Annotated in this window: 14 protein-coding genes; 4 read left to right on the top strand and 10 right to left on the bottom strand. The window is 62.1% G+C overall.

Going from position 1 to position 18,191, the window contains the following annotated elements:
- Positions 1–37: 37 nt before the first annotated feature.
- The gene (locus DN745_RS10305; protein ID WP_133621783.1) at positions 38–961 is read right to left on the bottom strand and encodes an FHA domain-containing protein; all 924 of its coding nucleotides are present in this window, start codon (positions 959–961) and stop codon (positions 38–40) included.
- Positions 962–1,281: 320 nt separating this feature from the next.
- Between DN745_RS10305 and DN745_RS10310 the strand changes: the two genes are divergently transcribed.
- The gene (locus DN745_RS10310) at positions 1,282–2,058 is read left to right on the top strand and encodes a hypothetical protein (RefSeq protein WP_111334593.1); all 777 of its coding nucleotides are present in this window, start codon (positions 1,282–1,284) and stop codon (positions 2,056–2,058) included.
- A gap of 6 nt (positions 2,059–2,064) precedes the next feature.
- Here DN745_RS10310 and sctV read toward each other — a convergent pair whose 3' ends face one another.
- Positions 2,065–4,173 (bottom strand): type III secretion system export apparatus subunit SctV, encoded by a 2,109-nt coding sequence (gene sctV, locus DN745_RS10315; RefSeq protein ID WP_111334595.1) that lies wholly within the window; start codon positions 4,171–4,173, stop codon positions 2,065–2,067.
- 325 nt (positions 4,174–4,498) lie between these two features.
- Here sctV and DN745_RS10320 point away from each other — a divergent pair, with 325 nt between their 5' ends.
- Complete coding sequence (locus DN745_RS10320) at positions 4,499–5,680, top strand: lipid-transfer protein (RefSeq protein WP_111334596.1); 1,182 nt, start codon at positions 4,499–4,501, stop codon at positions 5,678–5,680.
- 101 nt (positions 5,681–5,781) lie between these two features.
- Here DN745_RS10320 and yczE read toward each other — a convergent pair whose 3' ends face one another.
- The gene (yczE, locus tag DN745_RS10325) at positions 5,782–6,438 is read right to left on the bottom strand and encodes a membrane protein YczE (RefSeq protein WP_111334598.1); all 657 of its coding nucleotides are present in this window, start codon (positions 6,436–6,438) and stop codon (positions 5,782–5,784) included.
- 423 nt (positions 6,439–6,861) lie between these two features.
- On the opposite strand from yczE, the gene DN745_RS10330 reads away from it, so the two are divergent.
- Together DN745_RS10330 and DN745_RS10335 are read left to right on the top strand one after the other, a co-directional pair.
- Positions 6,862–9,582: a hypothetical protein gene (locus DN745_RS10330; RefSeq protein ID WP_111334599.1), complete on the top strand. Its 2,721-nt coding sequence runs from the start codon at positions 6,862–6,864 to the stop codon at positions 9,580–9,582.
- Positions 9,579–11,810 carry a hypothetical protein gene (locus tag DN745_RS10335; protein ID WP_111334601.1) on the top strand — a complete coding sequence of 744 codons (2,232 nt, stop codon included), beginning with the start codon at positions 9,579–9,581 and terminating at the stop codon, positions 11,808–11,810. The genes DN745_RS10330 and DN745_RS10335 overlap by 4 nt, the downstream gene beginning before the upstream one ends.
- Positions 11,811–11,893: 83 nt before the next feature.
- Here the strand turns inward: DN745_RS10335 and DN745_RS10340 are convergent, their stop codons facing one another.
- From DN745_RS10340 to mnmA, 7 genes are all read right to left on the bottom strand, one after another.
- Positions 11,894–13,066: an FIST signal transduction protein gene (locus DN745_RS10340; RefSeq protein ID WP_162687592.1), complete on the bottom strand. Its 1,173-nt coding sequence runs from the start codon at positions 13,064–13,066 to the stop codon at positions 11,894–11,896.
- A 173-nt stretch (positions 13,067–13,239) separates the two neighbouring features.
- Positions 13,240–13,866 (bottom strand): HupE/UreJ family protein, encoded by a 627-nt coding sequence (locus tag DN745_RS10345; protein ID WP_204354963.1) that lies wholly within the window; start codon positions 13,864–13,866, stop codon positions 13,240–13,242.
- Between the two features lie 65 nt (positions 13,867–13,931).
- A complete protein-coding gene (gene gmk / locus DN745_RS10350) occupies positions 13,932–14,567 on the bottom strand; it encodes a guanylate kinase (RefSeq protein WP_111334604.1) in 636 nt (211 codons plus the stop codon).
- 83 nt (positions 14,568–14,650) lie between these two features.
- Complete coding sequence (locus tag DN745_RS10355; RefSeq protein ID WP_111334605.1) at positions 14,651–15,586, bottom strand: YicC/YloC family endoribonuclease; 936 nt, start codon at positions 15,584–15,586, stop codon at positions 14,651–14,653.
- A 101-nt stretch (positions 15,587–15,687) separates the two neighbouring features.
- Complete coding sequence (tatA, locus tag DN745_RS10360) at positions 15,688–15,930, bottom strand: twin-arginine translocase TatA/TatE family subunit (RefSeq protein WP_111334607.1); 243 nt, start codon at positions 15,928–15,930, stop codon at positions 15,688–15,690.
- Positions 15,931–15,963: 33 nt separating this feature from the next.
- Positions 15,964–16,761, bottom strand: a complete 798-nt coding sequence (gene rnc / locus DN745_RS10365; RefSeq protein WP_111334609.1) for a ribonuclease III — start codon at positions 16,759–16,761, stop codon at positions 15,964–15,966.
- An 18-nt stretch (positions 16,762–16,779) separates the two neighbouring features.
- Complete coding sequence (mnmA, locus tag DN745_RS10370; RefSeq protein ID WP_111337628.1) at positions 16,780–17,892, bottom strand: tRNA 2-thiouridine(34) synthase MnmA; 1,113 nt, start codon at positions 17,890–17,892, stop codon at positions 16,780–16,782.
- Positions 17,893–18,191: the final 299 nt, after the last annotated feature.

Raw genomic sequence — 18,191 nt, forward strand, 5'->3', positions numbered from 1 at the left:
GGCGGGCGCCCCGCTAAGGGCGCCCCATCGCTTATTCTCAGACCACGACCAGCCGGAAGAGCTGCTGTCCCATCAGCAGCAAGTCACCATCGGCCACGCGAGTTTCGGTGCGAATGCGGCGGAAGGTTCCGTTGCTGCTGCCCAGGTCTTCGAGGACGGGCTTGCCGTTCTCGAGTCGGATCGCGGCGTGCCGCCCGGAGACAAAGCCATCATCGGCGAAGAGAATATCGCCGACTTCGCGGCCAATCACGACCCCATCATCGCCGATGGGATAGGCGCGGCTGACGAGATCCGGGCCGGCGACCAGGCACAAACGCGCCCAATATTGTCCGGCGGGGCTTCCGGCGAGTTTCACCTTCGGCTCGGTATGCTCGATGACCGGCTCCACTTCGGACATCAACTCAAAGCGCAACAGCTCCTGCCCCATGCGAATGAGGTCGCCATGTGCCAACTCCGCCTTGCCCGCGATGCGCACGAAGACCCCGTTCAGGCTGCCTTCATCGCGCACGTTAAAGCCGCCGCTGGTGGGCGAAAACGAGGCGTGATGAGGCGACAAAAACGGGTCATTGGCGAGGGCGCGGCGGTCGCTGCTGCGGCCAACCGTATGCGTGCCGCCGTGCAGCGCAATCTCGGCACCTTCGGTGCCGTCGGGGCGAATCACGATCAGACGACCGGCCAACTCACCGCCGGGGCTCGGCGCGGCGGCCTCAACCGGGACGGGCTTCTCAGCCACCGGCTCGGCCTGCGCTGCTGGCGGTTGCTTCGCGATCGCGCCACCGCAGGCCCCACAGAATTTGAAATTATTCGGGACAAGGGTTCCACAATGGGAGCAATTTACCATCTGTGGCGCTTGCGCCGCTTGCGGCTCCTTCACTTCCGGCTTGGAGAGCGCCGAGCCGCAGCCCAGGCAAAACTTATACTCGTCTTCGTTTTCTCGGCCACACTTATTGCAATTGATCACGGCAACACTCGTCGGGAACAGAATTGAGGATCTTAGGTCAAGCGGCGCAGTTATCGCTTTGCGAAACGTCGAAGGGAACTGCTTGAGTAAATAGCTAACAAGGACTCGCGATTTTCGCAACGATGACCGGCGCAATTCTTGAGACTCGGGCGTCGAATCATTGCGAAGAATCCGCGCCAAATTCTTCGCCCGATCCGCGCGAAGCCCCGCTGGGGCCTGGCAGGTATAGAAAGAAATTCGCCGGTACTTATGTTAGGAGAAGTTGCGCATATATTGATGTCGTTATTTTTTGTTAAATTTCCCCGTCGCGATATCCACCTATGAATCTCTGGCCATTGCGCTCTATTTTTCCGATGCTCGCCGTTCTGGTGGGTTTAACGCTGCAGGGTTGCGCGAGCGCTCCGCAGACCGGGGTGCGCCCCGAGTTTCAGTCCCACACCCTCCAGCGCATCGCCGTGGTTCCTTTTTATGCCCAGGCGAATTTCAGCCTTCGCCCCGACGAGCTCGCGGAGTTACTCGAGCGCAGCGAATTCGCCGCGGTGGCGTCGCTGCGCGAATTTGGTTTCGAGGTCGTCCCCCCGGGGGAGTTTCGCGCGCACCTCGACGAATCTGGCGCGGCCCGGCGCTTCGATGAGGGCATCGTCCTGCGCTCAGAATTAAGCGCCTATTTCGAACCCGCGAAATCCTCCAACGGCCCATCATTAGAGGTCGTCACGCTCGCCAAACTCCAGCAGGAGGGTGTCATCCAGGCCGACGCCCTGCTCTTTGGCGAAGTCGTCTATCATACCGAAACGCGCTGCCATAAAGGCAGCGAGAATAGCAAAGCCCGAGAGGCGCTCAAGGCGCCCACCGCCGCGCCGAGCACGCCGTGTGTCGTCAGCCATTTTCAGGCGAAGTTGGTCTACGTCGCCACCGGCGAGACGATGTGGTTTAACCGCGTGCTCCTGGAGACCTACCCCAGGGACTTAACGCCCGCGGTCGGCTCCGAGAATATGGCCCTCACCGTCGGTCGCACCTTCGCCGGCCCCGACGGCCTCGATGATTTCGAACTCCCGCAACGCGCCACGCCTGCCGAGGCGCGCGTCGCCTCCGAATAGGCCTGCCTACGCGTAACTCGCCTCGATTCGCCCAATCGGTTGAATCCTGAGCGCCGGGTCCAACTCCTGATAGGAGAGCACCGTCGCCTGCGGCATCTCCAACGACACCAGCTTTCGCAGATACCGACGCACCGCCTGGTCCGTGAGGACGATAGGCGCGCGCCCCGCGGCGACATCACCCTCGAGCTGCGCCCGGACCCCGGCGAGGATCGCCTGGGTGTCGGTGGGCGCGAGCGCAAGAAAGCTCCCCTGGGGCGTCTTTCGCACCGCCTTGCTGATCATCTCCTCGACGTCGCGGTCGACGACATAGACCACAACCGTGCCGTCATGGCCGGCGTATTTATGGGTGATATAGCGGCTTAGACCGGCGCGTACTTCCTCGGTCAACTCAACCGGGTCTTTGATATTCTGGGCGCGCTCCGAGAGGACCTCGAGAATACGCGGCAGGTTTCGCAGCGAGATTCCCTCTTCGGCCAGACGCCGCAGGATATTGGTCAACTCGGGCAAGGCGATGAGCTTCGGGATCACCTCCTGCACGCTCGCTGGATACGGCCCCTCGAGCTGATCGAGCATCTGTTGAACCTGCTGTAAACCGACGAACTCACTGGCGTTTTCTTTGAGCGTCGCGGTGAGGCGAAGCAGCATATACGCGGCGGCATCCCAGGTGGAGTAGCCGGCTGATTCGACGGTCTGACGGTCGTCTTTGTCGATCCAGGCCGCCGGCTGGCCGGTCACCGGATGACGCGTGGGTTGGGCGGTGATCTCAAAGACCTCCAGGCTCGCTGGGTCCTCGTTGACCAAGACGCTGCCCCGAGGCACCTCGCCCATATCCACGGGCACCTCATCGAGGGAAATCATAAATTGGCGAGCGCCGCAGTGGCGCGCCCCGGTGCGCACACGGACCCCGGGCACCTTCACACCGATCTCATGAAACACGCCTTCGCGCATCGAGGGAACCATGCCGCGCAGCCACTCCTCGCGCTCGCCTGCGATCTCGGAGGCCAACGCTGAGCCGATATCGAGCGCCAGCGGCGTCAGCGCCGGGATCATCGCGCGCGCCTGGCGCGCCCCGGACTTCGCCTCCTCCTCAACCTCTTCGACCTGCTGGGCCTGCTCCTGGGTCAGCTCCCCTTCGCCCAGGGGCCCCGCGCGCATCAAGCCCCAGGCGGCCAGGCCCACCACCGTTCCCATCAACAGAAACGGCACGGTTGGAAGCCCTGGGATAATGCCCAGCAATCCAAGGACCACCGCGGCGATCGCCAGGGCTTTGGGCTGAGCCACGATCTGGCGGAAGATATCCCCGCCGAGATGCCCATCGTCATCCCCCCCGCCGACCCGGGTCACGATGATGCCCGCCGAGGTCGAGATAAGTAGCGCAGGAATCTGGCTGACCAGGCCGTCGCCGATCGTCAACAATGTATAGGTCCCGGCGGCTTCGGCGGCGGGCATATCCAGCATCACGATGCCGACGATCATGCCCGCGATTATATTGATCGAGGTCATGATAATCCCGGCGATGGCGTCGCCCTTGACGAATTTCATCGCCCCGTCCATCGCCCCGTATAATTTGCTCTCCTTCTGGACCAACGCGCGGCGACGACGCGCCTCGTCCAGGTCGAAGGCGCCGGCGCGAAGGTCCGCGTCGATCGACATCTGCTTGCCGGGCATCGCGTCGAGGGTGAACCTCGCCGCGACCTCCGAGACGCGCTCCGAGCCCTTGGCGATGACCAAAAATTGGATCAGCGTCAGGATCAAAAAGATCACCGCGCCGACCACGTAATTGCCCTGCACCACAAAATTACCGAATGAGCTGATCACCTCACCGGCGTCGGCGTAGAGCAAGATGAGCCGCGTCGAGGAGACGTTGAGCGCCAGGCGAAAGAGCGTCGTCACCAGCAATAGCGACGGGAACGTGCTGATCTCGATCGCCCCGGGCACATAGAGGCTCACCATCAGCAGGGTGACCGCGATGGTGATATTGAGCGTCAGGAGCATATCGAGCAGAAAGCTCGGCAGCGGGACGATCATCATACCGATGATCGCGATCACCATAAACGCCAGGGCGAGGTCGCTATTTTTAGTGAGAAACTCCTGAATGGTCCCCTGCTTGATCATATTCCTGCGCTCCACCTGGGTCGGCCATCGGGGGTGCTCGACGCGCACCCTCCCCAATGGTTTTCGACAAAGCGCCGTGATTTGTTGCGTGTTTTTCCAAAAAAACTCCCAGATCGGCGCGTGAGTGGCGTCCCGGAGGGCAAATACGAGCGCATCTCTGGTCTCCCACACTCCGACGGGCCCCCGTTGCGCCCCGGTCGCGCGAAGTTCTTTGCCGCCCATCCCCCATTGACGACGGATGGCGACAAATACCCCCCGATTGGTTAAGCTCCTTGGGAGAACTTCTGATGAAAAACGATTCCTCCACTCAACCCCAGGAATAACGATGAGTCGCAAAGTCTATGTTGTCGGTGTTGGCATGACCAAATTCGAGAAACCCGGCGGGCGCGACTGGGACTACCCCCAGATGGCCAAAGAGGCGGGCAGCCAGGCGCTCGAAGACGCGGGAGTGGGCTATGAGAATATCGAGCAGGTCTTCGCCGGCTACGTCTACGGCGACTCGACCTGCGGGCAGACCGCGGCCTACGAGCTCGGGCTCTCGGGCGTCCCCATCTATAACGTGAATAATAACTGCTCGACCGGCTCGACGGCGCTGTTCATGGCCAAGCAGCTCATCGAGGGCGGCATCATCGACTGCGCGCTGGCCCTGGGTTTTGAGAAGATGGAGCGCGGCTCCCTGAGCAATAAATACGAAGACCGCCAGAACCCCCTGGGGCGCTTTTATACCACGATGAGCGAGCAGCGCGGCATGACCAAGGCGCCGCCGGCCGTGCAGATTTTTGGCAACGCCGGCATCGAGCATATGGAAAAATACGGCACCAAGGCCGAGCATTTCGGCATGGTCTCGCTCAAGAACCATATGCACTCGACGCGCAACCCGCGCTCGCAATTCCAGGACGAATATACCCTTGAGCAAATCATGGGCTCGCGCCCCATCCACGGCCCGCTCACGATGCTGCAATGCTGCCCGACCTCCGACGGCGCGGCCGCGGCGGTGCTGGCGAGCGAGGAGTTCGTCAAAGAGCACGGCCTGGAAGACCAGGCGGTTGAGATCCTGGCCATGAGCATGACCACCGACACGCCGTCGACCTTCGGCGACAGCGCGATGAAGCTGGTCGGGACAGATATGACCCGCCGCGCCGCCCAGCAGGTCTTCGCCGCCGCGGGCCTGACCCCCGACGACGTCGACGTCATCGAGCTGCACGACTGCTTCTCCACCAACGAACTCATCACCTACGAAGGTCTCGGCCTGTGCGGCGAGGGCAAAGGCGGCGAGCTTATTGAGTCTGGCAATGTCACCTACGGCGGTAAATGGGTCGTGAACCCCTCCGGCGGGCTCATCTCCAAGGGGCATCCGCTGGGCGCCACCGGCCTGGCCCAATGCGCCGAGCTCAACTGGCAATTGCGCGGCCTGGCCGACAAACGCCAGGTCGACGGCGCCGAGATTGCCCTGCAGCATAACCTTGGCCTGGGCGGGGCGGCCGTCGTCACGCTGTATCGCCGCTGATTCTTCCTGCATTTAACTTGCGGCGGCCGGGGCGTCCTGCCTCGACCGCCGCGAGCTGACCAACGCACCGAAGAGCACCGGCGCGCGAGGCCTGGCAGACATTATTGCCCGGCGCTACGAAGTCGCAGCATCTGCATCCCCATCGCCATCGCGGGCCCAATCCCCAGGGCAAAGAAGACCGTGCCTAAACCCAGCGTGCCGCCCAACGCCCAGCCGGTCACGACGACGCTTATCTCAAGAAACATGCGCACCAGCGCGATGGGTTGGCGCGTGACGGCCTGAAGCCCGGTCATAAGACCGTCTCTGGGTCCGGGGCCTAAATTCGCGATCAAATAGATCGCCCCGCCGAAGCCGGTCACCAGAACACCGAGCAGCGCCAGCGCGGCGTTGGCGTAATAGGACTCGAATGTTGGCAAAAAGGGCAGCGTGTATTCGAGCACAAACGCGATAATAATCGCGTTAAGGATCGTCCCCATCCCGGGCATTTGCTTGAGCGGCACCCACAGGAGCAAGACGCACACGCTAATGACGAAGGTCGCCACTCCCAGGCTCCACCCTGTGACGTGGGTCACGCCCTCGGCGAACACCGTCCAGGGGCTCGCGCCAACACCCGCGGCGACCATCAATGCTTCCCCAAGGCCAAAGATCACCAGGCCCATGATGAGAAATACCACGGACACCCATGGCGGCTTTAAAGAGAACGCCTGGGGCGCGCTCCATCGCAGCTGAGGGACCGACGTAACCGAAAGAAAACTCAATGCTAGATCCCGGCTAAAACTCTACGAGAGTGGAATGTATGCCCGCGCCTACACGATACAGAACCCCGAATACTCGGAGGTGCGCCCCGGCGACGAGCGCAGCCTGTGTTGCCCCATCTCGTGGGGCGAAGTCAAACCAACGCTTGACCAGTGCAACGGATATCGCCGAGGCGACACGCCGCGCGACCGTCGAGGACCATCGGTGCCCGGCGCCATCTACCGAGCCCGTATTGCATTTGCTCAGGATTTCTCTTGTAATGGTGGCTATTGTAAATTAGTCGACACACTGCACCTACAAATTTCATTGAGAGCACAAGCACAAGCAGCTCTATATCCGGCATCGAGGGCATCATTATGTTTCCGCGACACAGCATAGATCCAATTTCTCCGAGGCAACTTCGCATACGCGGTCGACTTCTCATATTGGTCGGGCTGCTGGGCTTTGCGGTTTCCTGCGGCGGCGACGAAAAAGCGAACGCCTGGGATATCAACGACAGCGACGCGACCAGCGACGCCGACGTCATTGAGGGCGGCGACGCCGAGGACTCGGAGGACGTGACGCCGGTGGTGAATCCGGTGCCGGTGAGCGTGGAGACGGCGCTGTCGCCGTCGAGCGCGGCGGCCGGCAGCACGGTGATGGTGGACTGTCAGCTCCTGGACGCCGACGGCGCCCCGGTCGCCACACCGCAGGACGCCGAGCCCCAACTGGTCTACGCGCCCGAGCAGTCTTTTTTGCCATCAACATCGCTCGAATTGGTCCCGGTCGTTGTGGGCCAGGCGAAGATTGCCTGCCAATTCCCGAGCCTGAGCCTGGTCGACGAAACGCCGGCGACGCTTGAGATTGTACCGGGCGCGGTGTCGCGCGTCGTGACGCAGCTCGACCGAAACATCATGCGCGCCGGCGAGTCCGCCACCGCCACCTGCTCGGCCTTTGACGCCCACGGAAACCCGGTCCCGGACGCGCCGACCAACGTCACCGTGGACTCCAGCGGCAGCGGCGTTGAGGTCGATGGCCTGACCGTGACGATCACCCAAAGCGGTGTGCACGAGGTTGTCTGCACCGTCGACGGCGCCAACGAAGAACTGGGCCAATCCCTCGAGGTCAACCCCGCCCTCCCCGCCCAACTCGCCGTGTCGAAGGTCCCAGACCTGCCCTTCTATGATATCGGCCAGGTTGTCGAGGTCGCCACCATCGTGACCGACTCCTACGGCAATGTCGTTGAGAGCGCGCCGGTATCATTCGCCGAATTATCGCCGGCTATCGGCCAGGATCACTCCTTTGGACATGGTAAATTTCGCTTCCACCAGGAGGGCATCTATACGGTCCGCGCCACGGTCGACCCGCCGACGCTCAACGACGTTGTGTTGAGCGAAAGCGTCGATATCGAGGTCAACGGACAGGGGCCGACCATCGAGTGCGTCTCGCCGGCCAACGGCGATATGCTCCACGCCGCGCCCGGCAGCAATGTGAAATTTTTGGGCAAGGTCAGCGACACCCAGGGTATTTCAGAAGTGTCGGTCAACGGGGTCACGGTCAACGTCGACGCCAACGGCCGGTTCACCCACGATATCACGAGTCGCTTCGGCATTAACTTCGTCGACGTGCGCGCGATCGACGCGGCTGGCCCCGACTTCGGCCAGGAAAATAGCGGCACCTGCGCGTTCCTTGTCTCCGACAACTGGGGTCCCGAGAGCGCGTCGATGGACGACGCCGTCTCGCTGTGGCTTGGGCAACAGGCCGTCGATGACCGCAATATCAATGACCCGCTGGACAGCCTCAACGACGTCCTGCACACCGTCCTGAGCAGCGACGGCCTCAAAAATCAACTCCACAGCACGCTGGCCGCCCAGAACCCGCTGGCCAGCGGCTGCTACGACCTTCCCTGGCCGCTGAGTTGCGCACGCTACCGGGTGGACTACCGGAGCAGCCGCATCGACGGCCCTCACAACACCGCCCTGACGTTGATCCAAAACGGGCTCAACCTCCACGCGGTGATTCGCAATTTCGAAATCGAGTTGCGCGTCGACAGCGTCGTCAACGCCACCGGCAAGCTCAGGATCGAGTCGCTCACCGGCGACCTGGACCTCACGCTGTCGATGCGCGGCGGCCGCCCGACCATTACCCTTCGCCCCGGCAGCGTCCAGGTGACGTCGCGCAACGTGCGCACCTCCATCAACGGCCTGCCCGGCTGGCTCAATAATATCATCAGCAATATGGTCCAAAACCGGGTGCAGGCGATGGTCGAGACCCAGGTCGAGAACTTCCTGACGAACCAACTTCAGGGCGTGCTCGACTCGCTGGTCTCTGGGCTCGATATCACCGCGCTGGGCGCCACCTTCGACGTGCCGCGCCTGGACGGCGCGGGGAATATCGGGTTGGGCTTCGGGGTCAACTTCTCAAGCCTGTCGGTCAACTCGGCCCGCGCGCTCTTCGGCCTGGGCACCCAATTCACGGCCAACCCGGTGACCCGCGCGACGCCGTCGCTTGGCATCGCGATGCCGCCGGGGCCGAGCCTGTTGACGAGCAACCCGCTTCGCCCCATCGCCGCGGGCGTTCACGTCGGCGCGCTCAACGGCGTCTTGCATACCCTGTGGCGCGGCGGCCTCTTCGACGCGACCATCTCGAGCAACGCGATCGGCAGCACCTTCCCGCCGGGCACCGCGATCGAGATCTCGACCGCCCTGCCCCCGGTCGCCCAGCTCAATGGCCCCCGGGAGCTCGACCTGATGCTCGGCGCGATGCGCATGTCCATCGTCTACCCCGGCCTCTTCGACGAGCCGGTCGAGATGTATATCGGCGCCCTCGCCCACACCGGCGTGGACGTCGCGCAGGTCGGCTCGAACGCGACGCTGAACTTCTCGAATATCGTCATCAGCGAGCTTTACTTTAGCCCCATCGACATCACCCTGGACGCCCAGTCGCGCGCGGTCCTCGAAGGCTTCCTAAGAGACGTCTTGCAGGACCTTATCGACACCTCGCTTAACAACGCGCTGCCCGCGCTGCCCATCCCGAGCTTCACGCTCCCGACGACGCTCAACACCTACGGGCTCCCCGGGGGCAGCGCGCTTGGAATCCGCAACCCGGAGCTTGGCGGCGGCGGATTGCACCTGCAAATCAAAGGCAATTTTGGAGTGCTACCATGAGCTATACTAATACCAATTATACAGCCCTTCTGAGCGCCTGGATGCGCCCTGCGACCACGCTGCTTCTTGGCTGCGGCTGCGCCCTTATCCTGGGCGGGATGGTCGGCTGCTCGGCCGACGATAATACCGGCGCCGCGCCTCAAAACGACGCAGGCTTCGAAGACACCGACGTCGTCGATGAAGGCGAGCCGCTGGCGCGCGCGGCAAGCGTCGAGGTCACGGTCCTGCCTGCGCGCGCCACTTACAATCCCGACACCGTGATTCAGGTGGGCGCTCGAATTTTTGACGGCTTCGGCGAGTTAATGCCCGGCGCGGGATACCATTGGACGGTGGAACCCGAAGGCGCCGCGACGCGCGACGGCAGCGGGTTTCGCCTCCACCAACGCGGCCCGGTGACCTTCCATGCCTGCACCGCCGAGACGGGTGTTTACGGCGAGCCCATCTGCGGCTCGAAACGCATCAGCGTGGCCTACGAAACGCCCGTGGTGACCGTGACAAAGCCTGAGCCCGGCGCGTGGCTTGGCGCCGATGGATCGACCAGCGTCGAGGTTGAGGGGCATGTGAGTGAATCCAACGCAGAGCTCCACGCGTTCGTGAATGGTAAAGAAGTTGCGCTCGACGCCAATAATAACTTCGCGACCACCCTCACCCCGCATTTTGGCACTAATCATATCGAAGTCATCGTCAGCGACGGGGTCTCGGCGACCAGCGGCGAGGCGATGCTCGACGTCATCTGGGCCCCGGCCTGGCATGAGATGACCCACGACGCCGCGTCGACCTCATTTAACTTCGACGACGGCCTGGTGCTCGACCTCGGCCAGCGATTTTTCGACGACCGCCAGGCCCCCATGCAGCCCGATGAGTCGAATTATCAGACCGATGACCTCGCCGATATCCTGACGTTGCTTATCCGTAATATCGACTTTATGGACCAGATCCCCAACCCGGTCCTGGACTCCGGTGACACCCAATTGAGCATCACTTCGGTGACCTTCGAAGAGCCGACGGTCACGCTGGATCTGACCGACAATGGGGTCGAGATCTTCCTATGGGTGCCCGGCGTCGAGATCGGCACCAGCGGTGCGGTCAGCCTGAACACCCAGACCCTGGACCTCAACGGTTCGATAAGCACCGACATCGCAGGCGTCGCCACGCTGAGCATCGAGAAGCCGGGCCCGGGCGAAGACTTCGTCTCCGAGGTCGAGACGCTGAACCTCTCGCTGCAAAACGCCGAGAGCAACTTCAGCACGCCCGAGGCCAACGCCATCTTCACGCTGGCCGAGAGCGCCCTGCGCACCAAAATCGAGAGCCTCCTCGCCGACACCCTGCGCGACCAACTTATCGAACCGCTTCCGGCGCTTCTCACCGGCGCCCTGAACACCATCGAAACCCAACTCAGTGAGCTGAGCTTCGACCTGGAGACCGAGTTCACCGACCCGCTTACCCTCGGCCTCGAAGGGAGCATCTACGACTTTGACATCATCTACCGCGACACGATGCGCGCCCTCCTGGCGACCGAGGTCAGCGCGGATAAGCCCGCCCAATTCAGCCAGACCCCGGGCATCCCGCTGAGCGGTGAACTCAAAAATGAGCTGCCCTTCTTCCACTCAAGCCGGGCACAAATTGGCCTGCGACTGGGCCTGCTCAACGGGCTGCTGCATACCCTGTGGGAGACCGGATTTCTCGAGATCGAGCTCACCGACCTGATTCCCGCTCAATTTGCGAGCCTGGTCAAAGAAGCGCAGCTCTCGGCCAAGCTCCAGCCGATCCTTACCCGCCCGAGAGCTGGCGAGCCCTATGATTTTATGCTGAGCGCGGGTCAAATGGAGGTGGAGGCCGAGCTCCTCTCCCAGGTCGACACCTATGTGATTAATATCGAGGTCGGCATGCGTATGACCCTGGAAGATAACGCGATTTCGCTGGTCGTGCCCGACGAGCCGAAGGTCATCGCGTGGGTTAAATCGACCACCGGCGACACGGCGCTGATGCCGAGCAGCACCATCGAATCACTGGTGCTCGACCAGGTCTGGCCCGAGATCGAAGAGACCCTGCAACAGGGGCTCTCCTTCGAGCTGCCGCTGCCCGCGATGGACGGCCTCGCGGGCATCGCGCCGTCGATGAGCGCGCTGCAGGTTGAGTTCCTGATGAGCCGCCCGCTATCCTATCGCGACGGCTTCATCATCCTCGACGCCGAACTCCGCGGCACCCTGCCCACGCCCAGCCCCTAGTTGCGCACAAAAAAGGCCAAAACACGGTGTCAATCACCGTGTTTTGGCCGCGCCGCTCAAACGCCCTCTCTACTTGCTACGAACTAAAAGCGACTGCGAAAAAAGACCACCGTGCTGGCAAAGCCGTGGACGCAGGGGGTCCGGCCGACCGGGGCGATTTCCCCCTCCGAAAAGAAGCCACCCAGGGGTGTACAGCCGAAATGGTCGCGCAGAATATCGGACTCTTCGAGCGCCTTATCGCTTCGGTTCTCAGCCGATGAGATGCCGCTGAAAAGAAGCGCCCCGTTCGGCATCGCGTCGGCGTCGAGTTTCGCGGCGAAGTTGCCCATGGCGCGGTTGAATTCGGTCCCAATACTCTGCGGGTCCATCAGGTGAAATTGGATAATATCAAGGTCCCGAATGGGAGCGGCGATGGCCAGGTCGCCGGTCTTCGGGTTGAAGCCAATGAGGTTGCGCAGCACGAAGTCTCCGGGGCGATAGACCCCGGTCTTATTCTCGACGCCAATGCCCACAAACATCGCGTGTTGGGCGAGCTTACGGTCGTCGGGGTCAAGGTCCGCCACCAGCCGCTGGAAGACCTCCATCGGGTTGCCGCTATTAAATTGATGAATGATATTTTGGGTATGCTCGGTCACGATAAGCGGCTGACCGATGGGGCGACAGGTCTGGGCGACGACGGTGTCGACGCGGACATTGCCCGAAAAGGCGAGCCCGACGGCGCCGCTTCGATAGACATGCCCCTCGAGGATAAGGCAGGTGCCGGTCGTCGCGCTCGCCTCGGTCAACGCCCCGAAGAGCTGCGCGCTCGGGAACGCGCGGTCGAGCGCGGTCAGCAGCCCCTCGGTCTCAAAGCCCTCCGCCTGCGACAGGATCAAAAAATGTGGCGTATCGCCGTCGGCCACTTGCAATTCGCCTCGCCAATCAAAGTCGTGGTGGTCGTGGCGCTCGGCCTCAAAGCGCATCGGGCGAACCTTCACCCCGGGCAGGTGCCCCACCATGACCGACAGCGACGGTTGAGCCTCCCCGATATCCGCCGAGCCGACGACGCCTTCGGCGTTGCAACCCACCGCGACCGCGTTGGGGAAGTCGCTGGTCATCGCCAGGGCCAGGTCGCGCGCGTTGTCTACGTGGTGGTCGGAGAAGAAGACCAATAAGACGTCGGCTGCGGCGCCTTTCGGCAGTTCAAGCTGCGCGCATGCCTCACGAAAGGCCAGCGTCGCGTGCGAATTTTGTGATACCGCTGTCGTCCATTTCATCGGCAGCACCGGTCTAAAGAGGAATATAGAAAGAAGGTCTATTAAAAGAATGAAAATATCAAATAAAAAACGCGATGGGTTTCTGATAAAACTCACCGCGCCGCTGCTCCCCATATCTTTAATTATAGCACATCTTCGCGCCCGGCACTGCGACGCGAAGACCTGGGACTCGTTCAGGCCGCGATGGCGAAAAACGCCCCCGCCGCGGCGATTCCAACGCCGGCCGCGCGCGCGATATAATCGCGCGAAGCGAGGCGCTCAAAGACTCCAGCCAACGCCGCGCCGCCAGCCATGGCGAGCACGGACATCGTCATAAAGCCGACGACGTAGCTGGTGAGCGCGGAGGTCGTGGGTAACTCGGCGATATGGGCGTAGCCGTGGAAGACAGCGAAGAACGCCCCAAGCGACACCGCCCAACTCAGTGGCAGCGCGCGAGCCGAAGCAACGAGTAGCCCCAAAATTAACACCGATGCGGCGATGCCAAGCTCCATGCCTGGCAAAGCCACGCCAAACCCGGCGAGCGCGGCGCCCCCAAGGATAGCCGCCGCGAAGCTCACCGGCATCCAAACCCGCGCGGCGCCCTGCTGCTGCTGGCTCCAAAGCCCAACGCCGAGCAACGCCAGGAGATGGTCAAGGCCGGTAAGCGGATGCAGAATCCCCGCCATAAAACCCACCTCATGAGCGCCATGTCCCGGGTGTGCCTGCGCAAGCGCCGGCAGCATCACCGCCGCCGCGCCCACCAGAACCGTCGCCAAGATCATGCCACTACGCTTTGCGTCACTGGAAATATTCAACATCATCACTCCACACGGACCGCTCGCAAATTAGCGCGAAGCGAGTTTAATAGGTTCGAAATACTGATAAATTATTCGCCCAACAATTCCATCATGCGATTGCGAAACAACGGCATCTGTTGGGTGCATGCCTGGTAAATGGCGGTGAGTCGCTGCAAGGCGACGTCAAAGTCGTCATTCTCGATGATATAATCGTAGAGCTCGAATTGGGCGAGTTCGTGGCGCGCGGCGTCCAAGCGCTGCGCGATTACGGCGTCGGCGTCGGTGGCCCGGCCGCGCAGGCGCTTCTCGAGCACCTGAATCGACGGCGGAATCACGAGCACCGAGCGCGCATCCTCCGGAAACCGCTCCTGCAGCTGCGAGGCGCCCTGGTAGTCGATATCGAAGAGCACGTCGCGGTCGTCCTTCCATGCCTGAAGAATCCCGGCCACCGGCGTGCCGTAGAAATTCCCATGCACCCGCGCCCACTCCGCGAATTGGTCGCGGTCGCGCATTTCGACAAACGCGTCCTCGTCGACGAAATGATAGTCCACGCCGTCGACCTCCCCCTTTCGAGGCGCCCGCGTCGTATAACTCACGCTGGGCGTGAGCCGGTCGCAGGACTCGAGCAGGTGTTGCGCGAGGGTAGTTTTGCCGACCCCCGAGGGTCCGCAGACGATAAATAAAACGCCCTTTTTCATAGTGTCCTTCACGGATTTTACTGCCATCGTACGGTCTATATTTGGCCATCGAAGCTCATCGAAGCCAACGTACCCGCCGCGTCTATCATTTCTTTTGAAATTTCGCGACTCTATTCGATATTTGCGGCCTGCTCGCGCATTCGCTCGATCGTCGACTTCATGGCGATCACCAGGTCGGTGGCGCGCGCGGAGTTCGACTTGGAGCCCATCGTATTGGTCTCGCGAATCAGCTCTTGGAGGTAGAAGTCGAGGGTCTTTCCGTGCGGCTCCTGGGGGGTTTCCGCGGATTGAGAAGTCGCGGCCAGCAGCGCTTCAATCCGCCCAATATGGCTCTGCGCGCGCTGCAATTCTTCGCAGATATCCGCCTTATCGGCGTAATACACAACTTCCTGGGCGAGTCGCTCTTCGTCGACCTCGCCGGCGTCAAAGTCGGCCATCACATCGCGAAGTCGCTCGCTTAGCCGCTCGCGAAACGCGCCAAGCTCTGCCGGCAATAGCGTCTCAAGCGCCTCAAGGTTCTGCGCGAGCACGACGAGATGTTCGCCCAGGTCGCGGGCAATCCCCTGGCCTTCGACCCGCCGGGCCTCGACCAACTCCGCGATGGCGCCGTCAATCGCCTGGCGAAGCGCCGGATTCTGCGGGTCAATCGTCGGCGTGTCGCCGTTGTCGCGAATCTCAAAATGCTGACGAAAAACAAGCACATCCCGAAGCTCGAGACCATCGCTGGAGCCCAAAAGTCCGTTATCCGCGCCGAGTTGACGCAACTCCTGGCAGACACTCTCGAACCGCGCGGGGTCGATGCGCTGCGCGCGCCCCTCACCTGCGGACTCATCGGCGATGATCTCCACGCGAACTTCGACCCGGCCGCGGTGCATGCGCTCACGGATCATCCCCAGAATTTCGGGCTCAAGGCAGGCGCAGGCGCGCGGAAGCACCAGCCGGGAGTCGAGCCCCCGGTGGTTTACGCTGCGCGCCTCGACGCTGATCACCCAGCCCTCGGCGCGGGTGGAGAGGCTCGCGTAGCCGGTCATGCTATGAATGGGCATTTGCTCGGCTCGTCACACAAGTTTGTTGCTAAAAGACGACTTTGATGACGCGGCGAGAGTACGCTGCGGCATTGATGCAGGCAAAAACGGCCTGGGCCGAATTACGCCATTTTCGACGTCTTGGTGCGCTCGTCGGCCTTCGTGTCGATGACACGATCGCCCTCGAGCAACTCAGGCTCGGATTTTTTGACGCTCGGCTCTTCGTCTTCTTCTTTGCCGTTAATGCCGTCTTTGAAGCTCTTGACGCCCGAGCCAAGCATCTTGGCGACCTGCGGGAGTTTGCCAACCCCAAAGAGCATCAAAACAATGACAAGAATAATAACTAGTTCAGGGGTACCGATCATTTGCGTTCTCCTAAATAAGGTGATGCCAGGCGGTCAGTCTAAATCCGACGTCGAATCGTGTTCTCCAGCGTCAACTGCAGCTTCCAACTTCATCAGCGCGCGTTGGGCAGCTTGCTGTTCGGCGACTTTTTTGGAGCGCCCTTTTCCGCTGCCAATCGACACCGAGTCAACAAATACTTCTGCGACGAACTCCCGCGCGTGCGCCGGGCCACTCTCGCCAATGATGCGATACTCGGGCTGCACGGCCTTGTCACGCTGAATTACGGTCTGAAGGCGACTTTTATAGTCCTCGGGAGCCGCGCCCTGGCGCACATCGGCGAGCGCGTTGCCCAGATGAGCCACCACCACGGCGTGGGCGGCGTCGAGACCGCCGTCCAAATAAATCGCCGCCAAGAGGGCCTCGAAGGCGTCGGCCAGCAGACTGTCTTTATCACGCCCGCCCGAATCGTGCTCGCCGCGTCCCAGGCGAAGGAATTTGCCCAGGTCGATATGTCGCGCAGCGGCGGCCAGCGATGGCTCACAGACAATCTGCGCCTGCCGGGTCGACAGCGCCCCTTCTTGAACCTGGCGATCGCGCCGAAAAAGCTCATGCGACACGATGACGCCGAGGACCGCGTCGCCCAAAAACTCAAGGCGTTGATTATCTCCGCCGACCGCCGCAACCGCCGCCGCCCCCTTGCCCTGCGTCGCTTCGTTGACGAAGGAGCGGTGCGTCAGCGCGCGCACCAGCAGCTCAAGCTGCCGAAACTCGTAGCCCACGCGCTCCTGGAGTTGCGCCCAACAGGCGTCGTCTTTGCCCCGAAGCGCCTCGGCCTCTCTCTCTTTATCCATGCTCGCTGCACTCATAAATTACCCACGCGTTTCGCCAATCCAACCACCGCCCAGAACTTCGTCGCCGCGATAGAATACCGCGGCCTGCCCCGGCGACACCGCGCCCTGCGGGTCTAAAAACTCGACCGTCGCGATCGTCGGGTCATCGCCGACCGTCACCATCGCGGGCACCGGCGAGGCGTGATAGCGCGTTTTCACCGTACATTCAAAAGAGCGCGGCGGACGCTCAAAGCTCAGCCAATTGCAGCGATCGGCGACCAGGGCGGTGCTGAACGCGCTGCCCTTGGGCCCCACGACCACCGTGCCATCGGAGGGGCGGATCGAGTGGACAAAGAGCGGCTCATTATAGCTCACGCCGAGCCCGCGTCGCTGGCCGACCGTGAAGTTGTGGATGCCGTCGTGCTCGCCGAGCACCTCGCCGCTGGGCAGGACGATCTTGCCGGGCTGGATCTTCTCTTTGCCCAGGCGCTCGGCCACGAAGTCCTTATAATCGCCGCCGGCGACGAAACAAATATCGTGGCTCTCGGGCTTGTCGGCCGTCTCGATATCGAGGCGATGCGCCTCGGCGCGCACCTCGTCTTTCTCCAGACCGCCCAGCGGGAAGATGATCCGATTAAGGGCCTCGCGCGGGATGCCGAAGAGGAAATAGGACTGGTCTTTGGTCCGATCGACGCCCATGCGCATCACCGGGTGCTCGCCGCTTCGGTCGATGCGGGCATAATGACCGGTCGCCAAAAAGGTCGCGCCCAGCGCCAACGAGCGCTTCAGCAGGATGTCGAATTTCAGGTGATTATTGCAGGCCACGCAGGGGTTGGGCGTGCGGCCATAGCGGTATTCGTCGATAAAATAATCGATGACCCGCTCTTTAAATGCGTCCTGATAATTCGCCACATAAAACGGAATCCCCAGCGAACTTGCCACCGTGCGCGCGTCGAAAAGATCGTCGGGCGAGCAGCAGCTCTTGGTATAATTCTCCTGGGGCGTCGCGTAGAGGCGCATCGAGATGCCGACCGCGTCGTAGCCCGCCTCGGCCAGCAGCGCGGCGGCCACCGAGCTGTCGACGCCGCCGCTCATCGCCACGACCACGCGGCCCTCGACGGCGCCGCTTATCGCGGTGTCATCGTCGAGCATCGGAGGAAGATCGACCGCGCAATGCGCGCCGGTTTTCGGGGCGTTCTTTTTAAGCAGCGCCTCGGCCCCTTCGGGCTTCCAATTGGCGGGCTTATTGATGCTGATTTTGTCCGAAACCGACATGGTATTTCTCTCCAAACTGATACGGATGCGATATGCAACGATTTGACTGATTTGCGGGAGGATACTCGGGGCGAAGGCGCCGCGCGCGGCCCCTCAATTTCACGCCGAGGCAGGATACGCAAGCGCGAAATCACCTCGCCAAGATCCGGCAAACCCTAGCGCCCCGCGCGCGATTC

The sequence above is a fragment of the Bradymonas sediminis genome, assembly GCF_003258315.1.
In the GTDB taxonomy this organism is placed as follows: domain Bacteria; phylum Myxococcota_A; class Bradymonadia; order Bradymonadales; family Bradymonadaceae; genus Bradymonas; species Bradymonas sediminis.

Coding starts and splice junctions, on each gene's coding strand:
- DN745_RS10310 (WP_111334593.1), top strand. CDS start 1,282: ATGAATCTCTGGCCATTGCGCTCTATTTTTCCGATGCTCGCCGTTCTG.
- sctV (WP_111334595.1), bottom strand. CDS start 4,173: ATGATCAAGCAGGGGACCATTCAGGAGTTTCTCACTAAAAATAGCGAC.
- DN745_RS10320 (WP_111334596.1), top strand. CDS start 4,499: ATGAGTCGCAAAGTCTATGTTGTCGGTGTTGGCATGACCAAATTCGAG.
- DN745_RS10335 (WP_111334601.1), top strand. CDS start 9,579: ATGAGCTATACTAATACCAATTATACAGCCCTTCTGAGCGCCTGGATG.
- DN745_RS10340 (WP_162687592.1), bottom strand. CDS start 13,066: ATGAAATGGACGACAGCGGTATCACAAAATTCGCACGCGACGCTGGCC.
- DN745_RS10345 (WP_204354963.1), bottom strand. CDS start 13,866: ATGATGTTGAATATTTCCAGTGACGCAAAGCGTAGTGGCATGATCTTG.
- gmk (WP_111334604.1), bottom strand. CDS start 14,567: ATGGCAGTAAAATCCGTGAAGGACACTATGAAAAAGGGCGTTTTATTT.
- DN745_RS10355 (WP_111334605.1), bottom strand. CDS start 15,586: ATGCCCATTCATAGCATGACCGGCTACGCGAGCCTCTCCACCCGCGCC.
- tatA (WP_111334607.1), bottom strand. CDS start 15,930: ATGATCGGTACCCCTGAACTAGTTATTATTCTTGTCATTGTTTTGATG.
- rnc (WP_111334609.1), bottom strand. CDS start 16,761: ATGGATAAAGAGAGAGAGGCCGAGGCGCTTCGGGGCAAAGACGACGCC.
- mnmA (WP_111337628.1), bottom strand. CDS start 17,892: ATGCTCGACGATGACACCGCGATAAGCGGCGCCGTCGAGGGCCGCGTG.